The sequence below is a fragment of the Cellulomonas sp. T2.31MG-18 genome (assembly GCF_964266755.1).
GTDB lineage: Bacteria > Actinomycetota > Actinomycetes > Actinomycetales > Cellulomonadaceae > Cellulomonas.
The window spans coordinates 714,543-726,749 of record NZ_CAXWGW010000001.1; the positions used below are offsets into that span (position 1 = coordinate 714,543).

The 12,207-nt window shown below is 74.5% G+C and carries 13 protein-coding genes and 1 tRNA gene; 10 read left to right on the forward strand and 4 right to left on the reverse strand.

Features of this window, described 5'->3' with window-relative positions; all coding sequences use genetic code 11:
* Positions 1–95: 95 nt before the first annotated feature.
* The 6 genes from cheB to ACFQTY_RS03325 are packed head-to-tail and all read left to right on the forward strand — an operon-like array spanning position 96 to position 3,987.
* The gene (gene cheB, locus ACFQTY_RS03300) at positions 96–1,343 is read left to right on the forward strand and encodes a chemotaxis-specific protein-glutamate methyltransferase CheB (protein ID WP_378097230.1); all 1,248 of its coding nucleotides are present in this window, start codon (positions 96–98) and stop codon (positions 1,341–1,343) included.
* The gene (locus ACFQTY_RS03305) at positions 1,340–2,275 is read left to right on the forward strand and encodes a CheR family methyltransferase (RefSeq protein WP_378097233.1); all 936 of its coding nucleotides are present in this window, start codon (positions 1,340–1,342) and stop codon (positions 2,273–2,275) included. Before cheB ends, ACFQTY_RS03305 begins: the two co-directional genes overlap by 4 nt.
* Positions 2,272–2,667, forward strand: a complete 396-nt coding sequence (locus ACFQTY_RS03310; RefSeq protein WP_291762996.1) for a response regulator — start codon at positions 2,272–2,274, stop codon at positions 2,665–2,667. The genes ACFQTY_RS03305 and ACFQTY_RS03310 overlap by 4 nt, the downstream gene beginning before the upstream one ends.
* Entirely contained in the window at positions 2,664–3,143 is a 480-nt protein-coding gene (locus ACFQTY_RS03315; protein ID WP_378097237.1) for a chemotaxis protein CheX, read from the forward strand. Before ACFQTY_RS03310 ends, ACFQTY_RS03315 begins: the two co-directional genes overlap by 4 nt.
* Positions 3,140–3,502 carry a response regulator gene (locus tag ACFQTY_RS03320; protein ID WP_337973641.1) on the forward strand — a complete coding sequence of 121 codons (363 nt, stop codon included), beginning with the start codon at positions 3,140–3,142 and terminating at the stop codon, positions 3,500–3,502. The genes ACFQTY_RS03315 and ACFQTY_RS03320 overlap by 4 nt, the downstream gene beginning before the upstream one ends.
* Positions 3,499–3,987, forward strand: a complete 489-nt coding sequence (locus ACFQTY_RS03325) for a hypothetical protein (protein ID WP_378097241.1) — start codon at positions 3,499–3,501, stop codon at positions 3,985–3,987. The genes ACFQTY_RS03320 and ACFQTY_RS03325 overlap by 4 nt, the downstream gene beginning before the upstream one ends.
* Positions 3,988–4,030: 43 nt before the next feature.
* Here the strand turns inward: ACFQTY_RS03325 and ACFQTY_RS03330 are convergent, their stop codons facing one another.
* The 4 genes from ACFQTY_RS03330 to ACFQTY_RS03345 form a co-directional block, all read right to left on the reverse strand.
* On the reverse strand, positions 4,031–5,248 hold the full coding sequence (locus ACFQTY_RS03330) for an ABC transporter permease (protein WP_378097244.1): 1,218 nt from the start codon (positions 5,246–5,248) through the stop codon (positions 4,031–4,033).
* On the reverse strand, positions 5,245–6,162 hold the full coding sequence (locus ACFQTY_RS03335; RefSeq protein ID WP_378097247.1) for an ABC transporter ATP-binding protein: 918 nt from the start codon (positions 6,160–6,162) through the stop codon (positions 5,245–5,247). The genes ACFQTY_RS03330 and ACFQTY_RS03335 overlap by 4 nt, the downstream gene beginning before the upstream one ends.
* Before the next feature lie 96 nt (positions 6,163–6,258).
* On the reverse strand, positions 6,259–7,047 hold the full coding sequence (gene otsB / locus ACFQTY_RS03340) for a trehalose-phosphatase (RefSeq protein WP_378097250.1): 789 nt from the start codon (positions 7,045–7,047) through the stop codon (positions 6,259–6,261).
* Entirely contained in the window at positions 7,040–8,557 is a 1,518-nt protein-coding gene (locus tag ACFQTY_RS03345) for a trehalose-6-phosphate synthase (protein WP_378097253.1), read from the reverse strand. Before ACFQTY_RS03345 ends, otsB begins: the two co-directional genes overlap by 8 nt.
* Before the next feature lie 209 nt (positions 8,558–8,766).
* Between ACFQTY_RS03345 and ACFQTY_RS03350 the strand changes: the two genes are divergently transcribed.
* The 4 genes from ACFQTY_RS03350 (at position 8,767) to ACFQTY_RS03365 (ending at position 12,190) form a co-directional block, all read left to right on the forward strand.
* Positions 8,767–10,554: a protein kinase gene (locus tag ACFQTY_RS03350; protein ID WP_378097256.1), complete on the forward strand. Its 1,788-nt coding sequence runs from the start codon at positions 8,767–8,769 to the stop codon at positions 10,552–10,554.
* A gap of 46 nt (positions 10,555–10,600) precedes the next feature.
* Positions 10,601–11,074 carry a hypothetical protein gene (locus ACFQTY_RS03355; RefSeq protein WP_378097259.1) on the forward strand — a complete coding sequence of 158 codons (474 nt, stop codon included), beginning with the start codon at positions 10,601–10,603 and terminating at the stop codon, positions 11,072–11,074.
* 46 nt (positions 11,075–11,120) lie between these two features.
* Positions 11,121–12,047: a DsbA family protein gene (locus tag ACFQTY_RS03360; RefSeq protein WP_378097262.1), complete on the forward strand. Its 927-nt coding sequence runs from the start codon at positions 11,121–11,123 to the stop codon at positions 12,045–12,047.
* A 69-nt stretch (positions 12,048–12,116) separates the two neighbouring features.
* Positions 12,117–12,190, forward strand: a tRNA-Thr gene (locus tag ACFQTY_RS03365).
* Positions 12,191–12,207: the final 17 nt, after the last annotated feature.

Sequence of the window (12,207 nt, forward strand, 5' to 3'; positions counted from 1 at the left end):
TCCGTCCGCACCGGCCTGCCGCCCCCACACCGGGCCGGTGCGGACCCGGCACCCCCTGTCCACCCGTCCCGATCACCACGCACCCGGAGGCCTCGATGACCGCGATCCGCGTCCTCGTCGTCGACGACTCCGTCGTCGTGCGACGGCTCGTCACCGACGCCCTCGCCGCCGACCCCCGGGTCGAGGTGGTCGGCACGGCGTCGGACGGCCGCCGGGCTCTGGCCCGCGTCGAGCAGCTGAAGCCCGACGTGGTGACCATGGACGTCGAGATGCCGGACATGAACGGCATCGAGGCGGTCCGCGCGCTGCGCACGTCCGGCTCCCGCGTGCCGATCATCATGTTCTCCACGCTGACCGAGCGGGGGGCGGCGGCCACGCTGGACGCCCTGGTGGCGGGCGCCAGCGACTACGTGACCAAGCCGTCGAACATGGGCTCGGTCCAGGAGTCCATCGCCCGGGTCGCCGAGGAGCTGATCCCCAAGATCCTGGTGCTGGCCGGCGGTCCCGGAGCAGCCGGCCGCGGTCACCTCGGAGCCCGTCCGGCTGCCGGCGGGCCCGGTGGGCCCGGCCTGCGGACACCCGGCGGGTACGCCTCGACCGCGGCGGCCGGCGGGCAGGCCCTCGGTGGGTTCGCGACCCGTGCCGCCGGCTTCGGCCCCGCGCGGACGGCGCCCGGGACGGTGCCGGCCCGCGCCACGAGCCCGGCGCCACCCGCCCCGCACCCGGTGCGGATGGTGGTGGTCGGCTCGTCGACCGGTGGCCCGCAGGCGCTGTCCACCCTGGTCACGGCGCTGACCGCGCCGCCGCGGGTGCCGGTGGTGGTGGTCCAGCACATGCCGCCGGTGTTCACCCACCAGCTCGCGGCGCGGCTCGACCGGCTCGGACCCGCCCGCGTCAGCGAGGCGGTGGACGGCGAGGAGCTGCGGCCCGGCCACGTCTACATCGCGCCCGGCGGCGAGCACCTGCTGGTCCGCAACGTCCGCGGCACGCTGCGCGCCGTGCTCGACCAGGGCCCACCGGTGAACTTCTGCAAGCCGTCGGTCGACGTGATGTTCGACTCGGCCGTCGAGGCCGTCGGCGGGGACCTGGTGTGCGCCGTGCTCACCGGCATGGGCTCCGACGGCCGCAACGGCGCCGGCAAGATCGTCGCCGCCGGCGGCACGGTGCTCGCCCAGGACGAGGCGACCAGCGTCGTCTGGGGCATGCCGGGCGCCGTCACCACGTCCGGCTTCGCGCACCGCGTCCTGCCGCTCGACGACGTCCCCGGCGCCATCGAGGCCGCCGTCGCCGCCGCCGTCGGCGCCCCTCAACCCGCCGCACACCTCACGGGAGGGGTCCGATGACGCTCGCCGCCGACACGTTCGCCTACGTCGCCGACCTGGTGCGGCAGCGCAGCGCCATCAGCCTCGAACCGGGCAAGGAGTACCTGGTGGAGAGCCGTCTGGCGCCCCTGGCCCGCGAGCGCGGGATGGACGTCGACGCCTACGTCCGCGCGCTGCGCGCCCAGCCCCGCGAGAGCGAGCTGATGGGCGTGGTCGAGGCGCTGACCACCAACGAGACGTCGTGGTTCCGCGACCAGACGCCGTTCGTGGCGCTGTCCCAGCACGTCGTCCCCGCGCTGCGCGCGCACCTGGGCCGGCTGGACAGCCTGCGGGTGTGGTCCGCGGCCTGCTCCACGGGGCAGGAGCCGTACTCCATCGCGATGGTGCTGGACGGCACCCTGGACGCGGGCACCGCCCTGTCGATCACCGCCACCGACCTCTCGGAGCAGGTGCTCGCGCGCGCCCGGGCCGGCACCTACACCCAGCTGGAGATCAACCGCGGCCTACCGGCGCCCATGCTGGTGCGCCACTTCCAGCGGGCCGGCGCGCACTGGCAGGTGTCCGACCCGCTGCGCAAGGTGATCACGTTCCGCCGCCACAACCTGCTGGACCCGGCTCCCGCGGGTGGCCCGTTCGACGTCGTCTTCCTGCGCAACGTCCTCATCTACTTCGACCTGGCCGTCAAGCGCGCCGTCCTCGACCGGGTGCTGCGCGCCATGCGGCCCGGCGGGTACCTGGTGCTCGGCGCCGCGGAGACGACCCTCGGCGTGCACGACGGGTTCGAGCGGGTCGAGGCCGGTCGTGCCTGCCTGCACCGCGCGATCGGCCGTCCGCTCACCGCCGCCCTCCCCGCCGACACCGCCCGGCGCCTCGCCGGCACCATCCCGCACCCGCTCAGCGCGGCGGACCGCACTCGCGCCGCCGTCCCGACGTTCAGAGGAGTCGCACCGTGAGAGCCCTGGTCATCGACGACTCGCGCACCATGCGGCGCATCGTCCGAGCCACGCTGGCGGCGTTCGGGTACGAGGTGCACGAGGCCGAGCACGGCCAGGCCGCGCTCGACCTGCTCGAGGGCGGCCTCGAGGTGGACCTCGCCTGCGTCGACTGGAACATGCCCGTGCTGGACGGGCTGCAGTTCGTCACGCGCGTGCGGGCCAACCCGCTGTGGCGGGCCGTCACGCTGGTGATGGTCACCACCGAGTCGGAGCACTCGCAGATCGTCCGGGCGCTGGCCGCCGGCGCCCACGAGTACGTGATCAAGCCCTTCACCGCGGACGCGCTGCGGGAGAAGCTCGAGCTGCTCGGCCTGGTGCCGGAGCCCGTCGCCGCCGGAGGTGTGGCATGAGCCCGATCGCGCACGAGGAGGTCCAGGCGATCGCCCAGGAGGTGTTCGCCGCGATGATCGACGGCGAGCCGGAGTCCCTGGTGCCGTGGCCGGACGCGGGCACCGGGTCCGACGCGGTGGTCGCCTGGGTGGACGTGCACGGGCCCTGGCTCGGCCGCGCGTCGCTCGAGACGAGCACGCCGGCGGCCCACGAGCTGGCCCGCGCGCTGCTGTCGATGGAGGCGGACGAGACGGTGCCCCGCGAGGACGTGGTGGACGCGCTCGGCGAGCTCGCCAACGTCGTCGGCGGCAACGTCAAGGCGCTGCTGCCGGAGCACGGCACGTTGGGGCTGCCCAAGGTGGCGGACCGGCTGCCGGACGGGCACCTGGCCGCCGCGGTCCAGCGGGTGCCGCTCGCCTGGCGGGGTCACCCGTTCGTCGTCACTGTGTGGGAGGTGGCCGAGCCGACGGGCTCGGTGCGAGAGGGGGAGCGATGATCAGGGTGCTGGTGGCCGACGACAGCCGCGTGATGCGGCAGATCGTCATCCGCACGCTGCGCCAGGCCGGTTACGACTGGGAGGTCCGCGAGGCGGCGGACGGCGCGCAGGCGCTGGAGGAGATCCGTGCGGATGAGCCCGACGTGGTGCTGTCCGACTGGAACATGCCCGAGATGACCGGGATCGAGCTGCTCCGGCGGCTGCGGCAGGAGGGGTTCGGTACGCCGTTCGGGTTCGTCACGTCCGAGGGCTCGCCGGACATGCGCGAGAAGGCCGAGGCGGCCGGCGCGCTGTTCCTCATCGCCAAGCCGTTCACCCCGGAGTCGTTCCGCGAGGTCATCGACCCGGTGCTGGCATGAGCGGGACCGCGCTGCCGTCCGCGCAGGAGTTCCGCGAGCTGGTCGAGGGGCTGCTGGGCCGCGACGTCCAGGTGCTGACCGGTGGCCGGATCATCGACCCGGCCGAGCCCGGCGGCGCCATGGTCGGCGCGTACGTCGACCGGCTGCTGCACCTTCGGGCCCTCGTGGTGCTCGACCTGGCGTTCGCCGCCCGCTGCGGTGCCGCGATCGGCCTGGTGCCCAACCGCATCTCGGAGGGCGACGTCGCCGCGCTCGAGCTGTCGGACACCCTGGCCGAGAACGCCGCCGAGGTGCTCAACGTGACCGCATCGCTGTTCAACACGGGGGACGGACCGCACCTGCGCCTGGACGGGGTGGCCGAGCCGGGTCAGCCGCTGCCGCACGACCTCGCGCGGTGGGTCAAGGCCTACGTGCCCCGCCTCGACCTGACGGTGGACATCGCCGGCTACGGCGAGGGTGCGGTCTCCATCCTGCTGATCCCCTGACGGGTCCCGGGCGCGGCCGCCGTCCGGGCCCGGGGCCTGCGGGTCAGACGGAGTGCAGGGCGTCCCGCAGCCGCACGCGGGCGCCCATCCGCACCACCGCGTTGGAGTAGATGCGCCCGGCGCCCCACACCAGCACGGGGATCAGGGCCGTCGAGATCGCCAGCGACACCAGCACCTCCCAGGTCGGTGCGGTGCCCATGGCGACCCGGATCGGCATGACGATCGGCGAGGCGAACGGGATGAAGCTCAGCCAGACGATGACCGGGCTGGTCGGGTCCTGCACGCCGAGCGTGATGCCCAGCATGTAGGGCACCACCATCAGCATCACCACGGGTGCCGTCACCGAGCCGACGTCCTCCTGCCGGGACACCAGCGCGGCCAGTGCGGCGAGCACCACCGCGTACCCGGCGAACCCGACGACGAACCACACCAGCGCCCACGCTGCGGTGGCGCCGAGGCCGATCTTGCTGGGGTCGACCAGCCCGGTGACCGTCGCCGTGCCGGCCGCACCCGCGACCAGGACGACCACCTGGATCAGACCGATCACGCCGATGCCGATCACCTTGCCGGCCATCAGCTGCCACGGCCGGATCGCGGCGAGCAGCAGCTCGACGACGCGGCTCGACTTCTCCTCCACCACGCCCTGCGCCACCAGCTGGGCGCCCGTCTGCAGCGCGATGAACAGCAGGATCCCGGCGAGCGAGCCGGCGATGATCTGCGCGGCGTCCCGCTCCGGTGTCGGCTGCAGGGCCTGCACGTCGAGCGTCGCTCCCGCAACCTGCTTCGCCACCGCGGCCGGGTCGCCGCCCAGCTGGGTGATCGCCGCGCTCAGCGCGGCCTGCCGGCGCACCTCGGTCAGCAGCGCCGTGAGCGAGGGGTCCAGACGCGTCTTGACCACCACGGCGAACTGCGCGGGCGTCCCGGTCAGCGCGAGTGCCGCCGTGCCGTCCTGGACCTTCGCGCGCGCCGCCGCGTCGTCCGCCACGGGCACCGCGCTGAGGTGCTGGCCGCTCGCGGTGCCGGCCGCCTCGAGCGCCGGGCCCAGGGCTGCGGTGCCCGGCACCAGCGCGATCTGCTTGGTGGAGGGGGAGGCGGTCGCCAGGTGCAGGGCCACGCCACCGCCGACGACGAGCAGCAGCAGCAGCCCGGTGATCAGGCGGAACGACTTCGACCGCAACCGGGTGGTGATCTCCCGGCCGGCCACCAGGCGGATGGTCGCACCGGCGCCGAGCCGGTCCGGGGCCGTCACCGTGCCGCTCATGCCGCCACCTCCGTCGGGACGCTCACCACGTCGCGGTACAGCTCCACCAGCGAGGGCCGCACGGGCCCGAACTCCCGGACGGCACCGGCCGCCAGCGCGGCCTGCAGCAGGGGCTGCTCCGCACCGGCCGCGGTCGAGTCGAGCTCGACGACCGTCCGGGTGCCGTCCGCCTGCACCAGGTGCACGCCGGCCACCGCGTCCACCCACGCGCCGCCGCCGGGCGGCCCGTCCACCAGCCACCGCGGGCGCTCGTAGGCGCGCAGCTGCTCGATGCTGCCGACAGCCACCATCGCCCCGTCCTTGACGATCCCGACGCTGTCGCACAGCCGCTCGACCAGGTCCAGCTGGTGCGAGGAGAACAGCACCGGCACCCCGGCCCGGGAGCGCTCCCGCAGCACGCCGCTCATCACGTCGACCGCCACCGGGTCGAGCCCCGAGAACGGCTCGTCGAGCACCAGCACGTCCGGCGTGTGCAGCAGCGCCGCGGCCAGCTGCACGCGCTGCTGGTTGCCGAGCGACAGCTTCTGCACCTCGTCGTCCCGCCGTGCGCCGACGCCGAGGATCTCCATCCACTCGCCGGCGGCCGCCCGCGCCGCGGGCTGGTCGAGCCCGTGCAGCCGCGCCAGGTACTCCAGCTGCTCGCCGACGCGCATCCGCGGGTACAGGCCGCGCTCCTCCGGCATGTACCCGATCCGCCGGCGCGCGGCCAGGTCGAGCGGCCGCCCGTCCCAGCGCACCTGCCCGCCGTCCGCCGCGAGCACCCCCATCACGATGCGCATCGCGGTGGTCTTGCCCGCTCCGTTCGAGCCGACGAAGCCGAGGATCTCCCCGGCGTGCGCCGTCAGGCTCAGCTCGCGCAGCGCGCGCAGCTCCCCGTAGGACTTGTCGAGTCGGTCCAGCTCCAGATCGGGCATGCGCGTGCTCCCCTGACGGACGGCGGTGTGCTCATCCGACCATGCGGAACGCGCTGTGACCAGGGCCTTCAGCCCATCACGCGCGTGTCCTGAACGTCAGCCGGCGAGCGCGTCCGCGAAGCCGCCCAGGGCGTCGACCAGCTCCTCGGTGCCGGGCACCCGGTACGCCGCCGAGGTGTCGCCGTCACCGACCTTGACCGTCACGTCGTCGGGCCGCAGGGCGGCGAACGCCCGCTCGTCCGTCACGTCGTCACCGGCGTAGAGCACCAGCTCGGCGCGCACCTCGTCGCGCAGCGCGGTCAGCGCGGCGCCCTTGTCGGCGTGCAGCACCGACAGCTCCACCACGTCCTTGCCCTTCATCACGTCCACACCGGTGTCGGCGCCGAGGGCCAGCGCCTCGTCGCACGCCACCGCCGCGACGTCCCGCGGAGCCAGCCGGGAGTGCACCACCACCGCGGTCGGCTTGCTCTCCACCCACACGCCGTCTCGACCGCGGGCCACCGCGGCGGCCCGGGCGCCGAGCGCCGCCAGCAGGTCGGCCTGCTCGTCGGTGAGGCGCACCACGTCCCGGTCCAGCCCGAACCGGGTGCGCCGCGCCCGCTCGGCGCCGTGGCTGCCGATCAGCACCGTGCCGGCAGGGACGGTGGCGAGCTTGTGCAGGTCGGCCATCGAGCGGCCGGACACCAGGGCGAGCGTCACCTGAGGCAGCGCCGCGAGGCGCCCCAGCACGGCGACGCCGTCGGCGGTGATCGCCGACCTCGAGGGGTCGTCCTGGAGCGGAGCCAGGGTGCCGTCGAAGTCCAGCGCGATCAGCAGGGGCCGCACGGAGACGTCGCCGGCGAGCTGTGCGAGGCGTCGCGTCAGCGCCGTGCCGTCCTCAGCCACGAGCCTGCCCCGGCTCGTCGGGCGGCCCGAACTCGTCCGGGCCGTGGGCCAGCTCCTCGCTGCCCGTGCGCGGGTACTCGGCCGACTGGAGCTCCTCCCCGGCAGGCAGCAGCGCCCCGGGACCGGCCCGCAGCGCCGCGAGGAACTCCGCCGACCACGCCGCGACGTCGTGACCCAGCACGCGCCGACGCAGCCGTCGCATCCGCTTGCGCGCCTCGCGACCGTCGATGCGGACGCCGTAGGTGATGGTGTCCTTCAGCCCGTCGATGTCGTGCGGGTTGACCAGCAGGGCGCCGCGCAGCTCGTCGGCCGCGCCGGTGAACTCGGACAGCACCAGGGCGCCGCGCTCGTCGCACCGCGCGGCCACGTACTCCTTGGCCACCAGGTTCATGCCGTCGCGCAGCGCGGTGACCAGCATCACGTCGGCGGCCTGGTAGAGCGCGGCCATCTCCTCCATGCCGTACGACTGGTGCAGGTACTGCACGGGTGCGTGGCCCACCTGGCCGAAGTCGCCGTTGATCCGCCCGACCAGCAGCTCGACCTCGTCGCGCAGCTGCATGTAGGCGCCGACGTTCTCGCGGCTGGGGCTGGCCACCTGCACCAGCGTCGTCTCCGCGGGCGACAGCCGGCCCTCGGCCAGCAGCTCGCCGTACGCCTTGAGCCGGTGCCGGATGCCCTTGGTGTAGTCGAGACGGTCGACGCCGAGCAGCACCACCTCCGGGTCGCCCAGCTCGCGGCGGATCTCGCGGGCCCGGGCGGCGACCGCGGGGGTCCGGGCCAGCTGGTCGAAGGAGTGGGAGTCGATCGAGATGGGGAAGGAGCCGGCGCGCACCTCGCGGCCGCCGGCGGTGATCAGCAGACCGTGCGTGGTCAGGTCCGTCAGCCGCCGTACCGCCCGGACGAAGTTGCCGGCGTCGCCCGGCCTCTGGAAGCCGACCAGGTCCGCCCCGAGCAGCCCTTCGATCACCTGCTTGCGCCATGGCAGCTGGCCGAACAGCTCCAGCGGCGGGAAGGGGATGTGGCAGAAGAACCCGATCCGCACGTCCGGCCGCAGCTCCCGCAGCCGGGCCGGCACCAGCTGCAGCTGGTAGTCGTGCACCCAGACGGTGCCGCCGTGCGCCACCTGCTCGGCGGCCGCCCGGGCGTACCGGTCGTTCACCCGCCGGTAGGCGTCCCACCACTGCCGGTGGTACGTCGGCGGCGTGATCACGTCGTGGTACAGCGGCCACAGCGTGTCGTTCGCGAACCCCTCGTAGAACCCCTCGACGTCACCGGCCGTGAGCGGCACGGGCACCAGGTGCAGGCCGTCCGCGTCGAACGGGTCCACCTCGAGGTCGGGGGAACCGCCCCAGCCCACCCAGGCGCCCCGCGACTTCCGCATCACCGGCGACAGAGCCGTGACCAGGCCTCCCGGTGCTCGGGTCCAGCTCATCCTCCCCTCGTCGTCGAGGGAGACGTCGACGGGCAGGCGGTTCGCGACGACCACCAGCTCGTGGGCGCCGGCAGGCACGTGGGACAGCGCGATCAGCTCCTTCGGGCGGTGCCGTCCAAACTAGCGGCGTTCGGGTGTGGTCGCCCGGTGAAGATGCTGGTGAACCTGCTGGTGGCGCTCCGGTCACGACGCCGGTGGCGCGGCCGACGGCACCGGTTCGCGGGCTGGCTCGGGACCTCGCGGCGCCGCGCGCTGGCGCGCGGACGGTGCGCGGATACCGTTCCGTCATGGAGCGGATCGGTCTGGCGCCGGGGTCGGAGATCGGTGGCTACACCGTCGTCTCCCCGCTCGGTGCGGGGGGCATGGGGACCGTCTACCGGGCGGTGGACGGCGGTGGCTCGCCGGTGGCGCTCAAGCTGCTGCACCCGCACGTCGGCGCCGACGCGGCCGCCCGCGCGCGGCTGATGCGCGAGGTCGCGGCGCTGCAACGGCTGCGGCACCCGGCCGTCGCCGCGGTGCTCGACGCCGAGGTCGACTCCACCGAGGCGTTCCTGGTCACCGAGCTGGTCGACGGGCAGGACCTCGCCGCCCGGGTGCACGCGCGGGGACCCCTCGGGCCCGACGAGCTCGCCGACCTCGCCGCCGGCCTGCGCGACGCGCTCGCGGCCGTGCACGCCGCCGGCGTGGTGCACCGCGACCTGAAGCCGTCCAACGTGCTGCTCACCGACCACGGGCCCGTGCTGATCGACTTCGGCATCGCGCAGGACGCGGGGGACGAGCACCTGACCTCCACCGGCCTGGTGATGGGCACGCCCGGCTACCTGGCACCCGAGCTGCTGTCGGGGGCCGAGCCAGGGCCGGGCAGCGACCTGTGGGGCTGGGCGGCGGTGCTGGCGTTCGCCGCGACGGGCCGGCCGCCGTTCGGCAGCGGAGCGGTGGACGTGGTCCTGGCGCGGGCGCGCACCGGCTCGGCGGACCTGGCGGACCTCGGACCGCTGACGGCCGGGGCGCTGCGCCGAGCGCTGGACCCCGACCCGCGGCAGCGCCTCGCGGCGGACGACCTGGTCTCCGCGCTGCGGACGGCCGCGGTCGACGGCGACCCGGTGGACGGCACGGCGACCCGCGTGCTGAGCGGTGCGGACGTGGCCGGCACGGTCGCCGTCCCGGCCCGGGTGGGCGCCGCTGCCGCGGGTGCCACCGTGGCGCTCGCCGGTCGGGGCGCGGCGAACGACGGTCGCACGCGCGCGTTCGCACCCGGTGGGCCGGGCGACGGTGACGACATCCGGCTGGACGACGGTGCCGAGCCCGACGACGACGAGCTCGACCAGCCGTACGACGACGGCACTGACCCCCGGCACCCGTGGCGGGTGCGCCCGGTGGACGTCGACGAGGCGGTCGAGTGGATCGAGGAGGACCTCGACGAGTCGACGGGTCCCGACGAGGAGGGTTCCGGCTACGTCCGGCCGCACGCCCGGCGCCGATGGGGGTCGGTGGCGGCGCTCGCGCTGCTGGTCGCCGCGGCGGGTGCCTCGTGGCCCGGGCGGACGCTGATCGTCGTCGGTGCGGTGGTGCTGCTGGTCCGGGGGTTCGGGTCCACGGTCGAGGCGATGCACGGGCGGCGCGAGAAGCACGGCGTCCGACCGTCCGACCGCCTGGTCGCGGCGGTCTCCAGCCCGTGGCACCTGCTGCGCGCGGTGCTCGGCCTGGTGCCCAGCGTGCTGGTGGCCGCGAGCGTGATGGTGATCGGTCTGGGGATCGGCTGGTGGCTGGTCGGCACCGGCCGCTGGACGGTCGGCACCAGCCACCAGGGCGGCCCGCTGCAGGGGCCGACCGCGTCGGTGCTGGTGGGCCTCGTCGTGCTGGCGGGCGTGGTGCTGCTGTGGTTCGGCCCCCTCTCGGCGATGACGCGGCTCGGTGCGCGGCGGGCGCTGTGGGTGGTCACCCCCAACTGGCTCGGCGCGCTGGTGCTGGTGCTGCTGGCCCTCGGCGTGACGGCGATGCTCCTGGTGCGGGTGCTGGACGGCGGTGCCATCGTCTGGTCCCCGCTGCCGACCCCGACGCTGCCGGGCGCCTGAGCCCGGCGGCTGCCGTCCCGACAGGTCGCTGCCCTACCCTGGCGCCATGCGCGCGAGCGGACGGCACGGTGCGGCGCTGGCCGCAGCCCTGCTGACCGCCGGTGCGGGCGTCGTGCTGACCCAGGGCCGCGTGCTCCTGCACGAGTGCGTGACCACGGGCTCCTGGGGTCGTCTCGGGATCGACCTGCTGGTGCTGCAGGACCGGGCGGACTGCCCGGCCGGCACCCTGGGCCTGGGTCAGGCGCCCAGCGGCGTCGTCGTCCTGCTGTCCGTCGCGCTCCCCGTGCTGGCGCTGCACCTCGCACTCGTCGCCGGCGGTCTGGGCCTCGGCTCGGTGCTGGTGCGGGCGGCTCGTGCCGCGGCGGCCCTGGTCCGCGCCGCACTGACCCGTCCCGCGCCCGCCGCCCGGCCGTTGCCGGTGGCGCGTCGCCCGCGTCCGCCGCTGCCCGCACCGCGGGTGCGCCTGGACCGGTGGCTGGTGCAGGTCCGGCCGCACCGGGGACCGCCGCTGCCCGCCTGAGCAGCGCCCGTCCCCAGCAACCCCACCGGATCTCAGGAGCACCCCCATGCCCAGCAACGAACCTCGCGTCACCAAGGCTCAGCGCCGTGACGACGCCCGCGCCAAGGCGCTGCAGATGCGCCAGGAGCAGCAGCGCAAGGAGCGCCGCAACCGCATGCTCGCCATCGGCGGGCTGGTCCTCGCCGTCGTCGTGCTGATCGGCGTCGTCGCCACCGTGCTGATCAACAACAAGGCCGCCAAGGACGCCTACGGCAAGGTCGCGTACGGCGGTGGTGGCACCAACGTCACGGCGCCGAGCCTCGACTCCGTCACCAAGCCCAAGACGGCGGACAGCACAGGCGGCATCCCCATCAGCTCCGGCGGTGTCGGCGTGGCCGGTGCCAACGACACCACGCTGACCATCTACTTCGACATGCAGTGCCCCATCTGCCAGCAGTTCGACAAGATCAACTCCGCCGACATCGACACCCTGATCAAGGAGGGTGGCGTCACCGTCGTCTTCCAGCCGCTCGCCTTCCTCGACCCGAGCTCGCTCGGCACCTTCTACTCCACCCGCGCCGGCAACGCGCTGATGGTGGTGGCCGACCAGGCGCCGGACAAGTTCACGGCGTTCATGACGGCCCTCTTCACGGGCCAGCCCGCGGAGAACACTCCCGGGCTGACCGACGCGAAGATCGGCGACATCGCCAAGTCGGCAGGCGTGCCGGACAGCGTGATCGCACACTTCACCGACACCGTCACCGGTACGTACAAGGCCGGGTCGGCCACCAAGACCGGTACGTGGCGCACCTACGCCCCGTTCCTCGCGGCGGCCACCCAGCACGCCAACGACACGCTCGGCGGCATCGCGACGCCCACGATCCTGATCGACGGCAAGCAGGTCGGCGGCCAGAACTCCTCGGACGCCGGCTTCTGGAGCACCCCCGGCGCGCTGCTGGCGAAGGTGAACGCGGCCAAGGCCGCCAAGGGCTGATCCGCCCGGCACTCCCGTGGGTCCGGCGTGGCGGCCGCCGTCGTGGCGGTCGTTACGCTGGACCCCCTCGCCTCCTTAGCTCAGCTGGCCAGAGCAGCCGCCTTGTAAGCGGCAGGTCGTCGGTTCGAATCCGACAGGGGGCTCTCCTCTCCTCTCCGCG